Raw genomic sequence first — 17,062 nt, 5'->3', positions numbered from 1 at the left:
GTGTTACTCACCCGTTCGCCACTCGAGTACCCCGAAGGGCCTTTCCGTTCGACTTGCATGTGTTAAGCACGCCGCCAGCGTTCGTCCTGAGCCAGAATCAAACTCTCCAAACAAAGACAACCCACACCCCGCAAGGCGCAGGTGGAATCCGAATCAGAAAAATTCGACCAAGCAACCAGTCAAAACTGGCAATATAAAACAACGACCACCCTCACCAAAGGAAGACGGGGAGTCCCCCACGAGGATGGCCAAAAACAACAAACAAAAACCACCAAACACACTATTGAGTTCTCAAACAACACACCCGGATTTTCAGGCAACCCTGCCAAGATACTTGATCCTGGCGGCTTCGTCAATCCTCGTCCTGCCGGTCTAGGACCGGGGCCGTAGGCACTGAATAGAGACTACATCCCCGATGCCCATACGCCAAAACCGCACGCCAGAGGGCAGTTTTGGCCGAAAAGCTATGCCACGCGCTCGATTTCGGCCCCCAGGGCGACCAGGTTCTCCACGAACAGGGGATACCCGCGATCGATGTGGAAGACGTCGTGCACCTCGGTGTCGCCGTCGGCGACGAGTCCGGCCAGCACCAGGCCGGCGCCAGCACGAATGTCCGAGGCCCACACCGGCGCACTCGACAACTGGGGGATGCCGCGGACCACCGCGTGGTGACCGTCGGTCCGCGCGTCGGCGCCCAGGCGGATCATCTCCTCCACGAAACGGAACCGCGCCTCGAACACGTTCTCGGTGATCATCGACGTCCCGTCGGCGATGCACGCCAAGCCGATCGCCATGGGCTGCAGGTCCGTCGGAAACCCGGGGAACGGAAGCGTCGCCATGTTCACCGCCTTGGGCCGCTCGTACTGCACGATCCGGAAACCGTCGTCGTGCTGCGTCACCGTGGCGCCCGCATCGTGCAGCTTGTGCAGCACCAGCTGCAGATGTTGCGGATCCACCCCGGTCACCGAGATGTCGCCCCGGGTCATCGCGGCCGCGATCCCCCACGTCGCCGCGACGATGCGATCACCGATCACGCGGTGTTCGGTGGGGTACAGCCGGTCGACCCCGGTGATGGTCATCGTCGGCGACCCGGCGCCCGAGATCTGCGCGCCCATCTGGTTCAGCATCGTGCAGAGGTCGACGACGTCGGGCTCGCGAGCCGCGTTGTGGATCGTCGTCACGCCTTCGGCGAGCACGGCCGCCATGAGGATGTTCTCGGTGGCACCCACCGACGGGAACTCCAACTGGATCTCCGCGCCGCGCAGATGGTCGGCGTCGGCCACGACGCACCCGTGTTCGATGTTGCAGCGGGCCCCCAGCTGTCGCAGGCCGGCCTGGTGCATGTCGAGGGGCCGCGATCCGATCGCGTCACCCCCCGGTAGCGCAACCTTGGCCTTCTTGCACCGCCCCACCAGGGGACCCAGCACGCACACCGACGCTCGGAATTGCCGGACGGCGGCGAAGTCGGCGTCGTACTTCAGCTCGTCGGGCGAAGTGATCCGTACGGTGTCGCCCTCGATGTCCACCGTGGCGCCCAACCCGCGGAGCACCTCGGCCATCAGCGGAACGTCCAGGATGTCGGGAGAGTTCGTGATGGTGCTGGTGCCCTCGGCCAACAGCGCCGCGGCCATCAACTTCAGCACGCTGTTCTTGGCACCGCCGACGGCAACTTCGCCCGCTAACCGGGTACCACCGGTCACTACGAATCGCTCGCTCACGCGACCAAGTCTAAACAGCGCAGCCCAGCTCGAATCGTTTCCGCCAGTCAGCCCGGTACGGTTCTGGCATGGGAGTCCACCTCACCCGCATCTACACCCGTACCGGCGACGACGGATCGACCGGGCTGAGCGACTTCAGCAGGGTCTCCAAGAACGACCCCCGCCTGGAGGCCTACGCAGATTGCGACGAAGCGAACGCGGCGATCGGTGTCGCCGTGTCGCTGGGCTCCCCCGACGACCGACTCCTCGTCGTCTTGCGTCAGATCCAGAATGACCTCTTCGACGCCGGTGCGGACCTCTCCACCCCGGTCGTCGAGAATCCCGAGTACCCGCCGTTGCGGGTGACGCAGGAGTACGTCGACCGACTGGAATCGTGGTGCGACGAGTTCAACGAATCGCTGCCCGCGCTGAATTCGTTCATCCTGCCCGGTGGCACCGCGTTGTCGGCGCTGCTGCACGTCGCGCGGACGGTCACCCGGCGCGCGGAGCGTTCGGCGTGGCGGGCGCTCGACGCGCACGGCGAGTCGGTGAGCGTGCTGCCCGCCAAGTACCTCAACCGGCTCTCGGATCTGCTCTTCATTTTGTCGCGGGTCGCGAACCCCGAGGGTGACGTGCTGTGGCAGCCGGGCGGCGCAAACGCCTAACTCTGCCGCCGGCGGGCGCGCGGCGACGGCCGCGACTCCAGCCAGGAGGTGAACGCGGTCAGTGCGCCGCGGTCCAACGCGATCTCATAGCCTCGTCGACTGTCGGCGCCAGTGTCGCGGATTTCGAGCACCACGATCTCACCGCTCATGATGTCGAATTCGTCGCCACGCGGGGGCCGCCGGGACACCACTTCGATGCCCCGTCGGGACAGCCGTCGATCGGGCCACCACCGCAGGCTCGACAGCCGATAGAACCCGGCTTCGCCGCCGCGGTAGCGCACCACTCCGTGCCGCCAACCGTGGCCGCCTATCGCGGGGACGTCGCGCAGGATGGCGGCAGAGCCGCCCACCTGGCGCAACTTCCACAACCGGTAGGTCAGCGCGGCGACGACCAGCAACAACACACCGACCAGCGCGACCATGGTGATCATGGACGCGCTCACGCCGAATCAGTCCAGCTCGCCGAGGGCGCGCAGCCGCGCCCTACCCCACGCCGCCGTCCGCTCGTCGTCGGATTCCGAGTCCTGCTTGGCTTCGTCGGCGTTGATCTCCGACTCCAGTTGCGCGTTCTCCACCAGGATTCGGACGGCCTCGTCGGTGACGGAGAGGAATCCACCGTCCACCGCGATGCGGAGGTCGTCCTCGCCCTCCCGCTCGACACGCACGATGGCGTCGTCGACCAGTTGGGCTACGAGCGGGATGTGCCGGGGCAGGATGCCGATTTCGCCGGCCGTGGTGCGGGTGAACACGAATGTCGCGTCACCCGACCACAACTCGCGCTCGACGGCCACGATCTCGACGTGGATCTCAGAAGCCATGAATTACAGCTTCGCGCCGAACGACTCGGCCTTCTTGGCCAAGTCGTCGAGACCGCCGATGAGGAAGAACGCCTGCTCGGGCAGGTGGTCGAACTCACCCTTGGTCAGCTTGTCGAAGGCCTCGATGGTCTCCTTCAGCGGCACGGTCGAGCCAGGCTGACCGGTGAACTGCTCGGCTGCCATCATGTTCTGGCTCAGGAAGCGCTCGATGCGACGCGCCCGGTTGACCAGCTGCTTGTCCTCCTCGGCCAGTTCGTCGACGCCGAGGATCGCGATGATGTCCTGAAGGTCCTTGTAGCGCTGCAGAACTCGGATGACCTCCTGCGCGACGCGGTAGTGCTCGTCACCGACCACGGCCGGGTCGAGGATCGTCGAGCTGGACGCCAGCGGATCCACCGCGGGGAAGATGCCCTTGGAGAACACCGCACGGGAAAGCTCCGTCGTGGCGTCCAAGTGCGCGAACGTGGTGGCCGGGGCCGGGTCGGTGTAGTCGTCGGCGGGCACGTAGACGGCCTGCATCGAGGTGATCGAGTGACCACGGGTCGAGGTGATGCGCTCCTGGAGCTCACCCATCTCGTCGGCCAGCGTCGGCTGGTACCCCACGGCGGACGGCATGCGGCCGAGCAGCGTGGACACCTCGGAGCCGGCCTGCGTAAACCGGAAGATGTTGTCGATGAACAACAACACGTCCTGGTTCTGCTCGTCGCGGAAGTACTCCGCCATGGTCAGCGCCGACAGGGCGACGCGCATACGCGTGCCTGGCGGCTCGTCCATCTGACCGAACACCAAGGCCGTGTCCTTGAGGACGTCGGCGTCGGCGAGCTCGACCCAGAGGTCGTTGCCCTCACGGGTGCGCTCCCCCACGCCGGCGAACACCGAGGTGCCACCGAAGTTGCGGGCGATGCGGTTGATCATCTCCTGGATGAGCACGGTCTTGCCGACGCCGGCACCACCGAACAGGGCGATCTTTCCGCCACGCACGTACGGGGTGAGGAGGTCGACGACCTTGAGACCCGTCTCGAGCATCTCGGTCTTGGGCTCGAGCTCGGAGAATGGCGGCGGGTTGCGGTGGATCGACCAGTGGTCGAAGTCCGTGCCGTAGCCCGGATCGTCCAGGCAGTCGCCGAGCGCGTTGAAAACGTGACCCTTGACGCCGTCGCCGACGGGGACCGAGATCGACCTGCCGGTGTCGGTCACCTCGACGCCGCGCACCAAGCCGTCGGTGGGCTGCATCGAGATTGTGCGCACCAGGTTGTCACCGAGGTGCTGGGCGACCTCGAGCGTCAGCGTCTTGGCCATCTGCTCGTAGGTGATCTCCGCGTGCAGCGCGTTGAACAGCTCGGGCACCGAGCCACGGGGAAACTCAATGTCGACGACCGGGCCGGTGATGCGGACCACGCGACCAGCGGTCTTGGAATCTTCTGCGGTGGCAGTCATTGTCTCTTCGCTTCTCTTCGCTTCCGGGGTTTTGGGATCGAGGGCTACTTGGCGTCGGCGAGCGCGTTGGCGCCACCGACGATCTCGCTGATTTCCTGGGTGATCTGGGCCTGACGCTCACGGTTGGCTTCCAGCGTCAACGCCTTGATCAGATCGTCGGCATTGTCGGTCGCCGACTTCATGGCCCGGCGCCGCGACGCGGACTCGGAGGCCGCCGCCTCCAGCAGGGCCGAGTACACGCGGGTGGCGATATAGCGCGGCAACAGTGCGTCGAACAGGTTCTCGGCATTCGGTTCGAAGGAGAACAGCGTCCGCGGACCGTCGTCGGAGTCCTCTCCGACGTAGTCGATCACCATCGGGGCGACCCGCAACGCCGCGGCCGACTGCGAGAGCATCGACTTGAACTGCGTGAAGACGATGTGGATCTCGTCGACGCCCAGAATGCCATCGTCGCCGGCGTTCTCGTCGTCGTCGTCGACCCCGGCCATGAAGGCCGACACGAGCACGTCCGCGATCTCACGGGCTTGCTCGTAGGTCGGCCGCTCGGAGAAGCCGGTCCAGGATTCCTTCACCTCACGCTGACGGAAGCTGTAGTAGCCCAGCGCCTTTCGGCCCACCGCGTAGATGACGGGGGTCTTGCCCTCCTCCCGCAGCAGTGCGAAGAGTTCTTCGGACTGCCGCAGGACGTTGGCGTTGTAGGCGCCGCAAAGACCACGGTCGGAGGACACGACGAGCACCGCTGCGCGCTTGGGCGACTCACGCTCGACGAGCAGCGGGTGGTCCAGCGCACTGGCACCCGCGAGCTCGGTGAGCATGTTGGTGATTTCTTCCGAGTACGGCCGAGCCGCCTCGACGCGCGCCTGCGCCTTGGCGATTCGCGACGTGGCGATCAACTCCTGGGCCTTGGTGATCTTCTTGATCGACCCGGCGGAGCGGATGCGCCCGCGTAGCTCGCGCAGTGTGGCTGCCATGTCTGCTTCCTAGTTCTTCTTCGGCGCCGGCTTGCGGACCTTGACCGATTCCTTCTCGACGTCTTCTTCGTCCATCGCCTCGGTGTCGGCTTCGTTCACCGCGACGGAGCTGCCGTCGGTGGCGGCGAACCCCTTCTTGAACTCGTTGACGATCTCGGTCAGCTTGTCCTGCGCCTCTTCGGGGAACTTCTTGGTTTCCCGGATGCCGTCGTAGATGTCGCCGTGGCTCGCCTTGACGTGCTCGAGGAACTCGGCCTCGAAGCGCTGCACGTCTTCAACGGGCACCGAGTCGAGATGGCCCTTGGTGCCCAGGAAGATCGCGAGGACCTGCTCCTCGACCGACAGCGGGCTGTACTGCGGCTGCTTGAGCAGCTCGACCAGCCGACTGCCGCGCTCGAGCTGGGCCTTCGACGTCGGGTCGAGGTCCGAGGCGAAGGCCGCGAAGGACTCCAGCTCGCGGTACTGCGACAGGTCCAATCGCAGCGAACCCGCGACCTCCTTCATCGCCTTGATCTGGGCCGCACCGCCGACGCGCGACACCGACACACCGACGTTGATGGCCGGTCGCACGCCCTGGTTGAACAGGTCGGACTCCAGGAAGCACTGGCCGTCGGTGATCGAGATGACGTTGGTCGGGATGAACGCCGAGATGTCGTTGGCCTTGGTCTCGATGATCGGCAGCCCGGTCATCGATCCACCGCCCAGCTCGTCGGACAGCTTGGCGCACCGCTCCAGCAGGCGCGAGTGCAGGTAGAAGACGTCGCCGGGGAACGCCTCGCGGCCCGGCGGGCGGCGCAGCAGCAGCGAGATGGCGCGGTAGGCGTCGGCCTGCTTCGACAGATCGTCGAAGACGATGAGGACGTGCTTGCCGTCGTACATCCAGTGCTGGCCGATGGCCGAACCGGTGTACGGTGCGAGCCACTTGAAGCCGGCCGGGTCTGACGCCGGGGCCGCGACGATGGTGGTGTACTCCATCGCGCCGCCGTCTTCGAGAGCGCGCTTCACGCTGGCGATCGTGGTGCCCTTCTGGCCGATCGCGACGTACACGCAGCGCACCTGCTGCTTGGGGTCGCCGGTCGCCCAGGCTTCGCGCTGGTTGAGGATCGTGTCGACCGCGACGGCCGTCTTGCCCGTCTTGCGGTCGCCGATGATCAGCTGACGCTGGCCGCGACCGATGGGGGTCATCGCGTCGATGGCCTTGATGCCGGTCTGCAACGGCTCCTCGACGCCCTGGCGCTGAACCACCGACGGCGCCTGAAGTTCGAGCGCACGGCGGACGTCGGTCTGGATGTCGCCCTGCCCGTCGATCGGCTGACCCAGCGGGTTCACCACGCGGCCCAGGAAGCCGTCACCCACGGGCACCGACAGCACCTCGCCGGTGCGCTTGACCTGCTGGCCCTGTTCGATCTTCTCGAACTCACCGAGGATGACCGCGCCGATGCTGTGCTCGTCGAGGTTCAGCGCGACGCCGAGCACGCCGCCGGGGAACTCGAGGAGCTCCTGGGTCATGACCGAGGGCAGGCCCTCGACGTGGGCGATGCCGTCGCCGGCGTCGATGACCGTGCCGATCTCTTCGCGCTCGGTGTCGGCGGAGAACGAGGTTACGTACTCCTCGACGGCACCTTCGATGTCAGCAGCGGAGATTGTCAACTCTGCCATGTTCTGGTCTTCCTACCTCTTGATTGGATTGTGGTTGTCACAGGGCGTCGATTCCTCGCGCAAGCGCTCGTCAGTCGGGCAGCTGGGTCTGAGCGGCCGCCAGCCGGGATGCGATGGAGCCGTCGATCACCTCGTCGCCAACGGTGATCGACAGACCACCGAGCACTTCGGGATCGACGTTGAGCTGGACCGCCACCGGGTGTCCGTAGATGCGGGTCAGCAGTTCGCCGAGCCGGTTGCGCTGGGCATCGGTCAGCTCGGAGGCCGCACTGACGTGGGCGACCACTTCGCCGCGCCGGGCCACGGCCAGTTCGGCGAGGTCCACCACGGCCTCGTCGGCACGTTCCCCGCGCAGGTGACGGATCGTCTGCGTCAGCAGGGCGGCGGCAGTGCCGTCGACTCCCGATCCGTCGACGATCTTGTTCAGCAGCGCGAGTCGACCGTCCAGCGGAGTCGTGTAGTCACTCAGCAGGGCCGTCAGACGCGGTTCGCCGTCCAGCACCCGGCCGAATCGGAACAGTTGCTCCTCGACCTCGTCGACCTGGTTCTCGATCTCGGCACGCTTGAGCAGCGCCAGCCGAGCCAAGTGTTCGATGCCGTCGACGAAGTCCGCCTCCGCCGACCACCGCTGTGACACGGCGGTCCGCAGGAGCTTCAGCGTGTGTTCGTCCACCTTGTCCGCGAACAACCGGTCGACCAGACGCACCTTGGCGTCGGCGTCGTCGTTGTGCTCGGTGAGGTGCCTGGTGAGGGTTGGCTCGGCGACCAGCACGCCCACCACGGCGGAGAGTTCGTCGGCCACGGTCGTCAGACCCTCGGGCTGCAGGTCGGCCGCGACGTCGTCGAACGCCTTCGTGAGTTCCTCGAAGGCCGCACGGCTGGCGGCGCGAAGCCGGGCCGAGACACCCGTCTCGATGGTCACCGAGGACGGTGCCATCTGGTCGAGTTCGTCGAGGAACCGGTCCACCGTCGCCGACTGGGCGGCTGGGTCGGCCACGTGGGCTCGCACCAGCTCGTCGGCCTTGTCGACCGACTCCTTGCCGAGGCCCTGCCGCAGCTGCCGGATGAGCTGCTGCCGCATGAGCTGAACCTGTTGTGCGCCTTGGGCTTTGAGGCGCTCGGCTTCGACGACCGCTTGATCCTCGAGCTGGCTGACGATGCGTTCTGAGTCCTGCCGAGCCTCGTCGGTCACCTTGGACGCCTGCGCCTCGGCGTCCTTGAGCGCCTTGGCGTGCATGGCGTCGGCTTCGGCGAGTTTCTTCGCCGCCGCCTCACTTTCGGCGAGCGCGGTGCGTACGGCGTCCTGTTGCTTCTGCATCAGCGCCTTCACCGGTGGCACGACGTAGCGCCACAGGATGAAGACGATGACCGCGAAACCGATCAGCTGACCGATGAATGTCGACATTTAGCGGCTCCCGCCTGAATTCACGTCCACGCCGAGGATGCGACTCGCCAGCGTGGCCGACAGGCCGTCGACCGACGAGTCGAGCGTGGCTTGAGTCGACGAGCGTTGTTCGGACAGTTGTTGGTCCGCCTCTCGCACCGTCTCGGCAACCTCTCCGCTGGCCTCGGCCCGCTTCTCCTCGATCACCGCACGGCCGGCCGTGCGGGCCTCGTCGCGAATCGACGACGCCTCGGTGCGGGCTCCGGCCATCTTCTCGTCGTAGTCGGCTTGTGCCGCCGCGACCTGCTCGGCCGACTTGCGGCTGTCTGCGGCGGTCTTGGCCAGCATCGCCTCCCGCTCGGCGAGAACCTTGCTGATCGGTGGCACAACCCATTTCGTGATCACGCCGAGCACGATCAAGAAGATGATCAGAATGACGAAGAAGGTGCCGTTGGGGATGAGGAAGTTGTTGCCCCCACCCTCACCGCCCTCCGCCGCCAAGATGTTGATGCCGTCCGCAAGGACAGTCGAACCGAGTTCACCCATGCCGACGGACTACGACAGACCCGGCGTGGCGAAGACGAACAGCGCCATGAAGGCCAGGTTGATGAAGTACGCGGCCTCGACGAGACCGACGGTGATGAAGAACGGCGTGAACAGGCGTCCCTGCGCCTCGGGCTGCCGGGCGATGCCGGAGATCAGTGCGTTACCGGCGATACCGTCGCCGATACCCGCGCCGATGGCGCCGCCACCCATGATCAGTCCACCGCCGATGAGAGCACCGGCCGTGATGAGGGCGTTTGGATCCATTCCTTTTTCCTCCTTGTGAGCTGGTGGGGGTTGCCACCAGGACTGCTGGTCCTACGGGGTCGAGCTGGCTAGTGGTGCGCTTTCTCGTTGTCGTCTTCGTGGTCGTGGTCGAGCTCCATCGACTGGCTGAAGTACAGAATCGTCAGCAGCGCGAAGATGAAGGCCTGAATCAGACCGACGAAGAGGTCGAACGTCTTCCAGATGGCATTGGGTGCCCACTGGATGTACCAGGGGAACATCGCGATGAGCGCCACGAGGATGCCACCGGCGAAGATGTTGCCGAAGAGTCGCAGTGCCAACGAGATTGGCTTGGCCAGCTCTTCGATGATGTTGATCGGCGCCATCAGCGTGACGTGGCCCTTGACCAACTTCTTGGCGTGACCCCAGGCGCCGCGGCGCCAGACGCCTGCCGCGTTGTAGCAGATGAAGACGAAGGCTGCCAGCGCCAACACGTAGTTGATGTCCGCCGCGGGTGCCTTGATCAGTTCTCCTGCGGCACCGTCGGAGCCGCCGTACTGCACGGGCAGCACCGCGAGCCAGTTCGAGATCAAGATGAACACGAAGATGGTGACGGCGAGAGGAAGCACGAACGGCGCGATCTTCATGCCGATCGCGGCCTCGACCTGCTGACGCATCTGGATGGTGATGGCCTCGAAGAACAGCTGCACACCGCCGGGCACGCCGGTCGAGGTCACCTTGGACTTGAGGAAGAACGCGAGCGCGATCACGATCACCGCGGCGATCAGCGTCGAGATGATGGTGTCACCGTTGAACGTCATGCCCAGGAACTGGAACACGTATTCGTGGGTTCCGACGTGAATCGGGGCTCCACCCTCGGCGGCGAGGAAGGTCTCATTCATTGCCGTCTGCTCAATCCTTCGATTCCGATGCGGGCATTGCTGCGACGTCGAGTCCGCTCGAGCGGATCTTCTTCATGACGGGGATGCTCGTGCTCATGACGAGCACGGCCTGGAAGATCGCGAGGCCGAATAGCACGCCGAGTCCGTCGTTGTTCTTGAACACCGTCTTGGCGCCGATGGAGATCGTCAGCGCGATGGCGGTGATGACCAGCAGGCGCATGGCCGAGTTGACGGCCATCTTCTTCTTCAAGGGATGGTCCGAGGCGGTGATCGACTCGACGGCCTTGCGTACCAGCAGAGCGTTGACCAGACCGAGACCGAGGCCGACGCCGAAGAAGACACCGAACAGGACGTGACCGGTGAAGGCGGAGGCGGCGACGGCGAGTGCGGTGAGCGCCACGCACACGATCAACAGTCGAACCGGACGAAACGCCACGGATGGGAACACCAACGGCGCGTCCTGCGCTGGCGTCGTCACTGACTCACCTCAATCCACGCTCTCACGGAAGCTGTCCCCTTTGACGAGCAATGATCCGGCGCGTGCCCGACGAGCGTATCGGAGGGCGGTGGTCGCGCTGGAATCACCCAAGGGGTTGCTCCCTTTGTCGGTCGTACATCGGCATCGAACGGCGCTTTCACACCGCCGGGCCGGGCCGGCAACCCGCGAGGTCTTTCGGGTTCTGGCAGTACCGTATCACATGGTAGGCACCCTAAAACGGGGTCCTACTACTTTGCGTCGTACCACTCAGTCTGATAGCTGGCTGGGAGCTCCGCGGCTTCTCCGCAGGAGCGGGATGAGCGTGATGACGACCGCCACGACGATTGCCGCGAGCATCACCGCACCGGTGTACCGCGGGTCGAAGAAGATCGTGCTGGCGGCCCCGAGCGCGACGATGCCGACCCACATGTAGATCAGCAGGACGACCCGGCGGTGCGAATGACCGATCTGCAGGAGCCGATGGTGCAGGTGCATCTTGTCGGGACTGAACGGACTGCGGCCCGCACGCGTGCGTCGCACGATGGCCAGCAACATGTCCAGCGCCGGCACGAACATCACCGCCACCACCAGAAGGAACGGCGAGAGCAACGCGAAGACGTCGCGTGCGCCGTAGGCGTTCTGTGAGATCGGCCCGGCGGCGGTGGTCGACGCCGCCGCCAGCATCAGCCCGATCAGCATCGAGCCGGAATCGCCCATGAAGATCTTGGCCGGGTGGAAGTTGTGCGGCAGGAAGCCGAGACAGGCGCCGGCCAGCACTACGGAGATCACCGCGGGCGGGTAGAACAGCACGTCACCGCCGTGGTCGCGAAGCAACCCGACCGAGAAGATGCAGATCGCCGCGGCCGTGATGAGGCCGAGCCCGGCGGCGAGACCGTCCAGCCCGTCGACGAAGTTCATCGCGTTGACGATCGACACCGTCAGCGCCAGCGTCAGCAGGATCGACGTCACCTGGTCGAGCACGATGGTGCCCACGCCGCCGATCGGGATGTAGAGCACGCTCCACGCCACGCCCATGGTCACCAGGACGCTGGCCGCGGTGATCTGGCCGGCGAACTTGGTCAGCGCGTCCAGACCCCAGCGGTCGTCGATCAGTCCGATCACCATGATCAGTCCGCCCGCGACGACGACGGCGGGCATGCCCGACGAGTACACGAACCCGCGGTTGAGGGCGGGCAGCTGGGAGGCCAGAAGGACCGCCGCGACGACGCCGACGTACATCGCCAGGCCGCCCATTCGTGGTGTCGGTTGAACGTGGACGTCGCGCTGGCGGGGATAGGCAACCGCGCCGAAGCGGGTGGCCAGCGTGCGCACCCACCCCGTGGCGAAGTACGTGATGATCGCCGCGGTGAGGCCGACGAGGGCGAGCTCCCGCAACGGGACGCCGGCACCGCGGTCCGACAACGCGAGCAGGCCTTCCACGCGCTGAAATGTACTGGACCTACCTGAGACCTAGGTCGGCGTCACGCCCGTCAGGGTCTCGGCGTCGACGCCCAGCACCGTCGCGATGCTGGCCGCGGAGACCGGTCCCTCTCGCAGAATCCGAGGTTGGGCGCCGGTCAGGTCGACGATCGTGGACGCTGCGCCGTTGGCCGACGGACCTGCTTCCAGGTACACCTCGACCAGGTCGCCGAGTTGATCGCGGGCGTCGGCGGCGGTCACGGCGGCGGGCCGACCGGAGATGTTGGCGCTGGAGACCGCCATGGGTCCGACCTCGCGAAGCAGCTCGATGGCGACGGGGTGCAGCGGCATCCGCAACATCACCGTGCCCTGTGCGTCGCCCAGGTCCCATTGCAGGGAGGGGGCCTGTTGCACGACGAGGCTCAGCGCCCCCGGCCAGAACGCGCGGATGAGTTCGCGGGCCGAGTCGGGGACGGAGTACACCAGGCCGTCGATGGTGTGCCAGGACCCGACGAGGACCGGCACCGGCATGTCGCGACCTCGGCCCTTGGCGGCCAGCAAGGCGGCGACGGCGGTGCCGTCGAAAGCATCGGCACCGATCCCGTAGACCGTGTCGGTGGGCAGCACCACGAGGCGGCCGCCCTTCAACGCGCTGATCGCCGAGGCGACCCCTCGCGCCCGCTGGGTCTCGTCCGCGCAGTCGAACGTCTCACTCATGCGCGATCCCGCTCCGCTTCTCGCTCGTCACTCATGCGCGATCCCGCTCCGCTTCTCGCTCGTCACTCATGCGCGATCCCGCTCCGCTTCTCGCTCGTCACTCATGATCCCTAGCCTGAACCCTTCCTCCTCGCCGTGACGAACCGGGGCCGCCCGGCGAGATCCCGCCGCGACGTCACGTCGCAGAACGCCCCGGATCGTTCGAACAGCGCGACGGTCGTCGCCGCCGTCTCGTCGTCGTGCTCGACGCCGACGTGGGCACCGGGGCGCAGCAGCCGGGCCGCCAGGGCCACGATCGGCTCGATGATTCGCATGCCGTCCGGGCCGCCGAAGAGAGCGTGGGCCGGGTCGTGGTCGGCGACTTCGGGATCGAGCTCGGCGCCCTCGGGGATGTACGGGGGGTTTGACACCAGGAGGTCGACGGTGCCGTCCCGATCGGTCAGCAGGCCCGGGTCCGTGACGTCGGCGTGCAGGAGTTCGACGTCGAGCCCCGTGACGTTGCGCCGGGCGTAGGTCAGCGCGTCGGCCGAGTCCTCGACGGCGACGACGTGGGCCGTGGGCGTCGCATCGGCCAGTGCTGCGGCCAACGCCCCGGACCCGGTGCACAGGTCCACGATGACGGGCGCAGCCGGAAGTGGTTGCTTGCATGCCCATTCCAGCAGCGCCTCGGTCTCGGGCCGCGGAATGAAGACCCCGGGGCCGACGGCGAGCAGCAGCGGGCCGAACGCGGCGGTGGAGGTGAGGTGTTGCAACGGGATTCGACGAGCGCGCGCGTCGACGACGGCACGGTAGTCGTCGTAGAACCCCTCGTCGGGATCCTGGAACCGAAGCAACCCGCGGTCCACTCCGGCGACGTGTGCGGCGAGCAGCTCGGCGTCGACGTATGCGCTGTCGACTCCTGCGTGGGCGAGCGTGCGTGCCGCGTCGTCGATGGCCCGCCGCAGACGCGTCATGTCTCTTGAAGCCTGGCTTGTCTGTCGGCAGCGGCCAGTGCGTCGAACATCGGGTCCAGATCCCCGTCCAGTACCTGGTCGAGGTTGTGCGCCTTGAAGCCCACCCGGTGGTCGGTGATCCGATTCTCGGGGAAGTTGTAGGTCCGGATGCGTTCGCTGCGGTCGACGGTGCGGATCTGGCTGGCACGGTCGGCCGACGCGTCGGCGGAGGCTTGTTCCTCGGCGAGGGCCTGCAGCCGGGCGGCGAGCACGACCATCGCGCGGGCCTTGTTCTGCAGCTGCGACCGCTCGTTCTGGCACGTGACCACGATGCCGGTGGGCAGGTGGGTGATGCGGACCGCCGAGTCGGTCGTGTTGACGCCCTGTCCGCCCTTGCCGGAGGACCGGTACACGTCGACGCGGAGGTCGGACTCGTCGATCTGGACGGCCTCGACGTCTTCGGGCTCGGGGTAGACCAGGACGCCGGCCGCCGAGGTGTGGACACGTCCCTGGGACTCGGTGACGGGGACGCGCTGGACGCGATGCACCCCACCTTCGAACTTGAGACGCGACCAGACGCCGTCCGCGGCGTCACCCTTGCTGGCGATGGTCAACGTGGCGTCCTTGTAACCGCCGAGGTCGGAGAACGTCTCGTCGAGCACGGTCACGTTCCAGCCGTGCCGCTCGGCGTACCGGATGTACATTCGCGCGAGGTCGGCGGCGAACAGTGCGGACTCCTCGCCGCCCTCCCCCGACTTCACCTCCATCACGACGTCGTCGGCGTCGTGGGGATCGCGGGGAGCCAGCAGATCGCTGAGCTGTTGCTCGAGTTCGGCGACGCGCGTGGTCAGCTCCGGCACCTCGGCGGCGAAGGACGAGTCCTCTGCCGCGAGCTCCTTGGCGGCCTCCAGATCACCGCGCGCCGTCTCCAACTTGCGATGGGTCGCGACGATGGGCGCCAGCTGCGCGAAACGACGGCCGACCCTGCGGGCCGCGCCGGCGTCGGCGTGCAGTGCCGGATCCGAGAGTTGGGTCTCGAGGTCGGCGTGCTCGGCGAGGAGCGCGTCGACCCTCGTCGCCGAATCGGTGGCCGCCATCGTGTCCTCTCTCCTTCGAACGTGACCGGAAACGCAATCGGCGCCCTATCCCGTCGACGAATGCGACAGGACGGGCGCCGATCGTTCGGCTACTTGTCGGCGGCAGCCTTGTCGGCGGCACCGGCGCGCTTGCCGTAGCGCTTCTCGAAGCGCGCCACACGACCACCGGAGTCGAGGATCTTCTGCTTACCGGTGTAGAAGGGGTGGCACTGGGAGCAGACCTCGACCACGATGTGGCCGCTCTCCTTGGTGCTCCGAGTCTGGAAGCTGTTTCCACAGCCGCAGACCACGGACGTCTCTACGTAGTTGGGGTGAATGCCCGATTTCATGATGGTCCTCTTCGTATCGTTGGCCGCCGGGTCGCCCGAGATCCTGACCTGAGTCTCTGGACGTGAACCGGAACCGAGGGGTCGACGGACGATTATGCCAGGTCAGCCGTCAGAGTCATAAACGCGCGCGCACCGGGCCCTATTCCGCCGACGTCAGCGGTCCACCGGGACGACGGGCGCGAAGCCGGTGCGGTCCCGTCGCCACAGCACGCGACCCGTCGGGTCGACGCCGAGGGCGACCAACTCGCGCTTGAGGATCTTGTTGGTCGCCGTGCTCGGCAGGTCTTCGGCGATCCAGACGTACCGGGGCCACGCCTTCGGCGACAGGTCCGGCTGAACGGCGAGGAACGCCTCGAACTCCTCTGGCCTCAGATCGGCCCCGTCGCGCAGGACCAACGCGACCATCACCTGGTCGCCCACGTGTTCGTCGGGCACGGGGTAGACCGCTACCCGACTGATGACGTTGAGCCGCAACAGAATTCGCTCAATGGGTGCGGACGTCAAGTTCTCGCCGTCGACGCGCATCCAGTCGCCCGTGCGCCCGGCGAGGTAGATCCACCCGTCGGCGTCGCGATAGGCCAGGTCTCCCGACCAGTACATGCCGTGGCGCAACCGCTGGTCGGTGGCACCGGGGTCGTTGTAGTACCCCCGGAACAGCCCACTGCCGGTCGTGTTGACCAACTCCCCCGTCGCGTCGTCGGCGTTGACCAACGCGCCGGTGTCGTCGAACCGGGCCACCGCGCACTCGGTGACCGTCTCCGGGTCGTAGACGGCCACCCCGGGGAAGCCCTGGCCGATCGACCCAGGGGGACACCCGTCGGGCCGGGTGATGATCACCGCCGTCTCGGTCGACCCGAAGCCGTCCCAGACGGCACAACCGAAGCGTCGCCCGAACTCCTCGATGTCGCGGTCGGCCGCCTCGTTGCCGAAGGCGACGCGCAACGTGTTGTCGTGGTCGTCGGCGCCCTCGGGCGTGGCCAGGATGTAGGCCAGGGGCTTGCCGACGTAGTTCATGTAGGTGACCCCGTGGCGGCGCACATCGGCCAGGAATCGCGAGGCCGAGAAGGTGGCCGGGACCATGGCCGCACCCGCACCGACGGCCACGCTCCACCCGGCGTACACCGCGTTGGAGTGAAACAGCGGCATCGCCAGGTAACAGACGTCAGAGTCGTCGACGCCGAAGCGCTGCACCAGTGCGCTGCCCGCGAACAGGACCATCGCGTGCGGCACTTCGACGGCCTTCGGTTCACCACTTGTGCCCGAGGTGAAGATCATCATGAAGGTGTCGTCGGGACCGACCTCCCGGTGTGGCACCAGCGCAGGCGCGGCGCTCACCCGCTCGGTCCACTGCGCGTCGTCGACGTCCAGCACCACCACGCCGGGCAGTTCGAGACCGTCGAGCAGGCCCCGGTGCGACGCGTCGGTGAGCAGCAGTTGGCAGTCGACGCGCGCGACGTCACGGGCGAGTGCGTCGCCGCGGCGCGTGGTGTTGACGCCGCACAGCGTGTAGCCGCCCAGCGCCGCGGCCGCCAGCGCGGTCAGCATGCCCGGGGTGTTGCCCATGAGCGTGCCGACGTGCATCGGCCGTGACGGGTCGGTCTCGGCGATCACGGCGGCGGCATGGCCGCTCGCGGCGGCGACGTGCTCGCGCCAGGTGCACACCCGATCGCCGTACTTGACGGCGATCGTGTCGAGGTCGGCCCGGGTTCGCAGGAGTCCTTGCAGTGTCTCCGCCATCGTTGGCTACCTCGATCCGTGTGTGAACAGAAACAAAGATGTGTCTACTGCC

The 17,062-nt window shown here is 66.6% G+C and carries 19 protein-coding genes and 1 rRNA gene; 2 read left to right on the top strand and 18 right to left on the bottom strand.

Going from position 1 to position 17,062, the window contains the following annotated elements; translation table 11 throughout:
- Window positions 1-113, bottom strand: a 16S ribosomal RNA gene (locus H7K45_RS05370); the annotation flags it as partial.
- Window positions 114-141: 28 nt separating this feature from the next.
- Here H7K45_RS05370 and H7K45_RS05365 point away from each other — a divergent pair.
- Entirely contained in the window at window positions 142-390 is a 249-nt protein-coding gene (locus tag H7K45_RS05365; protein WP_263994728.1) for a hypothetical protein, read from the top strand.
- A 74-nt stretch (window positions 391-464) separates the two neighbouring features.
- Here H7K45_RS05365 and murA read toward each other — a convergent pair whose 3' ends face one another.
- Complete coding sequence (gene murA, locus H7K45_RS05360) at window positions 465-1,718, bottom strand: UDP-N-acetylglucosamine 1-carboxyvinyltransferase (protein WP_263994727.1); 1,254 nt, start codon at window positions 1,716-1,718, stop codon at window positions 465-467.
- 68 nt (window positions 1,719-1,786) lie between these two features.
- Between murA and H7K45_RS05355 the strand changes: the two genes are divergently transcribed.
- Window positions 1,787-2,362, top strand: coding sequence for a cob(I)yrinic acid a,c-diamide adenosyltransferase (locus H7K45_RS05355; protein ID WP_263994726.1), 576 nt, complete (start codon window positions 1,787-1,789; stop codon window positions 2,360-2,362).
- On the opposite strand, the gene H7K45_RS05350 is transcribed toward H7K45_RS05355, so the two are convergent.
- The 16 genes from H7K45_RS05350 to fadD1 form a co-directional block, all read right to left on the bottom strand.
- A complete protein-coding gene (locus H7K45_RS05350) occupies window positions 2,359-2,805 on the bottom strand; it encodes a DUF2550 domain-containing protein (RefSeq protein ID WP_263994725.1) in 447 nt (148 codons plus the stop codon). The two genes, H7K45_RS05355 and H7K45_RS05350, sit on opposite strands and share 4 nt — an antisense overlap.
- A gap of 6 nt (window positions 2,806-2,811) precedes the next feature.
- The gene (locus tag H7K45_RS05345) at window positions 2,812-3,180 is read right to left on the bottom strand and encodes a F0F1 ATP synthase subunit epsilon (protein WP_263994724.1); all 369 of its coding nucleotides are present in this window, start codon (window positions 3,178-3,180) and stop codon (window positions 2,812-2,814) included.
- A 3-nt stretch (window positions 3,181-3,183) separates the two neighbouring features.
- Window positions 3,184-4,617 (bottom strand): F0F1 ATP synthase subunit beta, encoded by a 1,434-nt coding sequence (gene atpD, locus H7K45_RS05340; protein WP_263994723.1) that lies wholly within the window; start codon window positions 4,615-4,617, stop codon window positions 3,184-3,186.
- 44 nt (window positions 4,618-4,661) lie between these two features.
- A complete protein-coding gene (locus tag H7K45_RS05335) occupies window positions 4,662-5,588 on the bottom strand; it encodes a F0F1 ATP synthase subunit gamma (protein WP_263994722.1) in 927 nt (308 codons plus the stop codon).
- Between the two features lie 9 nt (window positions 5,589-5,597).
- Complete coding sequence (gene atpA / locus H7K45_RS05330) at window positions 5,598-7,247, bottom strand: F0F1 ATP synthase subunit alpha (protein WP_263994721.1); 1,650 nt, start codon at window positions 7,245-7,247, stop codon at window positions 5,598-5,600.
- Window positions 7,248-7,317: 70 nt separating this feature from the next.
- Window positions 7,318-8,652 (bottom strand): F0F1 ATP synthase subunit B/delta, encoded by a 1,335-nt coding sequence (locus H7K45_RS05325; RefSeq protein WP_263994720.1) that lies wholly within the window; start codon window positions 8,650-8,652, stop codon window positions 7,318-7,320.
- Complete coding sequence (locus tag H7K45_RS05320; RefSeq protein WP_263994719.1) at window positions 8,653-9,177, bottom strand: F0F1 ATP synthase subunit B; 525 nt, start codon at window positions 9,175-9,177, stop codon at window positions 8,653-8,655.
- A gap of 9 nt (window positions 9,178-9,186) precedes the next feature.
- Entirely contained in the window at window positions 9,187-9,441 is a 255-nt protein-coding gene (locus H7K45_RS05315; protein WP_056559889.1) for a F0F1 ATP synthase subunit C, read from the bottom strand.
- 68 nt (window positions 9,442-9,509) lie between these two features.
- Window positions 9,510-10,301 carry a F0F1 ATP synthase subunit A gene (gene atpB, locus H7K45_RS05310; RefSeq protein ID WP_263994718.1) on the bottom strand — a complete coding sequence of 264 codons (792 nt, stop codon included), beginning with the start codon at window positions 10,299-10,301 and terminating at the stop codon, window positions 9,510-9,512.
- Window positions 10,302-10,311: 10 nt separating this feature from the next.
- Entirely contained in the window at window positions 10,312-10,779 is a 468-nt protein-coding gene (locus H7K45_RS05305) for an ATP synthase subunit I (RefSeq protein WP_263994717.1), read from the bottom strand.
- A 267-nt stretch (window positions 10,780-11,046) separates the two neighbouring features.
- On the bottom strand, window positions 11,047-12,219 hold the full coding sequence (locus H7K45_RS05300) for a glycosyltransferase family 4 protein (RefSeq protein WP_263994716.1): 1,173 nt from the start codon (window positions 12,217-12,219) through the stop codon (window positions 11,047-11,049).
- 30 nt (window positions 12,220-12,249) lie between these two features.
- Window positions 12,250-12,915, bottom strand: a complete 666-nt coding sequence (locus H7K45_RS05295) for an L-threonylcarbamoyladenylate synthase (RefSeq protein ID WP_263994715.1) — start codon at window positions 12,913-12,915, stop codon at window positions 12,250-12,252.
- A gap of 110 nt (window positions 12,916-13,025) precedes the next feature.
- Entirely contained in the window at window positions 13,026-13,868 is an 843-nt protein-coding gene (prmC, locus tag H7K45_RS05290; protein ID WP_263994714.1) for a peptide chain release factor N(5)-glutamine methyltransferase, read from the bottom strand.
- Complete coding sequence (prfA, locus tag H7K45_RS05285) at window positions 13,865-14,944, bottom strand: peptide chain release factor 1 (protein ID WP_263994713.1); 1,080 nt, start codon at window positions 14,942-14,944, stop codon at window positions 13,865-13,867. The genes prmC and prfA overlap by 4 nt, the downstream gene beginning before the upstream one ends.
- Window positions 14,945-15,033: 89 nt before the next feature.
- Complete coding sequence (gene rpmE / locus H7K45_RS05280) at window positions 15,034-15,273, bottom strand: 50S ribosomal protein L31 (protein ID WP_263994712.1); 240 nt, start codon at window positions 15,271-15,273, stop codon at window positions 15,034-15,036.
- Between the two features lie 153 nt (window positions 15,274-15,426).
- Window positions 15,427-17,010 (bottom strand): fatty-acid--CoA ligase FadD1, encoded by a 1,584-nt coding sequence (gene fadD1, locus H7K45_RS05275; protein WP_263994711.1) that lies wholly within the window; start codon window positions 17,008-17,010, stop codon window positions 15,427-15,429.
- Between the last annotated feature and the right edge of the window lie 52 nt (window positions 17,011-17,062).

This window comes from Mycobacterium yunnanensis (genome assembly GCF_025823185.1).
Taxonomy (GTDB): Bacteria; Actinomycetota; Actinomycetes; order Mycobacteriales; family Mycobacteriaceae; genus Mycobacterium; species Mycobacterium yunnanensis.
The sequence above is the reverse complement of the archived record's forward strand: the minus strand, read 5'-3'. Positions and strand labels throughout refer to the sequence as shown.

What these genes read in the sequence shown, in the direction of transcription:
- H7K45_RS05295 (WP_263994715.1), bottom strand. Translation starts at nt 12,915, where the DNA reads ATGAGTGAGACGTTCGACTGCGCGGACGAGACCCAGCGGGCGCGAGGG.
- atpA (WP_263994721.1), bottom strand. Translation starts at nt 7,247, where the DNA reads ATGGCAGAGTTGACAATCTCCGCTGCTGACATCGAAGGTGCCGTCGAG.
- H7K45_RS05325 (WP_263994720.1), bottom strand. Translation starts at nt 8,652, where the DNA reads ATGTCGACATTCATCGGTCAGCTGATCGGTTTCGCGGTCATCGTCTTC.
- prmC (WP_263994714.1), bottom strand. Translation starts at nt 13,868, where the DNA reads ATGACGCGTCTGCGGCGGGCCATCGACGACGCGGCACGCACGCTCGCC.
- prfA (WP_263994713.1), bottom strand. Translation starts at nt 14,944, where the DNA reads ATGGCGGCCACCGATTCGGCGACGAGGGTCGACGCGCTCCTCGCCGAG.
- H7K45_RS05335 (WP_263994722.1), bottom strand. Translation starts at nt 5,588, where the DNA reads ATGGCAGCCACACTGCGCGAGCTACGCGGGCGCATCCGCTCCGCCGGG.
- atpB (WP_263994718.1), bottom strand. Translation starts at nt 10,301, where the DNA reads ATGAATGAGACCTTCCTCGCCGCCGAGGGTGGAGCCCCGATTCACGTC.
- H7K45_RS05320 (WP_263994719.1), bottom strand. Translation starts at nt 9,177, where the DNA reads ATGGGTGAACTCGGTTCGACTGTCCTTGCGGACGGCATCAACATCTTG.
- H7K45_RS05345 (WP_263994724.1), bottom strand. Translation starts at nt 3,180, where the DNA reads ATGGCTTCTGAGATCCACGTCGAGATCGTGGCCGTCGAGCGCGAGTTG.
- fadD1 (WP_263994711.1), bottom strand. Translation starts at nt 17,010, where the DNA reads ATGGCGGAGACACTGCAAGGACTCCTGCGAACCCGGGCCGACCTCGAC.
- H7K45_RS05355 (WP_263994726.1), top strand. Translation starts at nt 1,787, where the DNA reads ATGGGAGTCCACCTCACCCGCATCTACACCCGTACCGGCGACGACGGA.
- rpmE (WP_263994712.1), bottom strand. Translation starts at nt 15,273, where the DNA reads ATGAAATCGGGCATTCACCCCAACTACGTAGAGACGTCCGTGGTCTGC.
- atpD (WP_263994723.1), bottom strand. Translation starts at nt 4,617, where the DNA reads ATGACTGCCACCGCAGAAGATTCCAAGACCGCTGGTCGCGTGGTCCGC.
- H7K45_RS05315 (WP_056559889.1), bottom strand. Translation starts at nt 9,441, where the DNA reads ATGGATCCAAACGCCCTCATCACGGCCGGTGCTCTCATCGGCGGTGGA.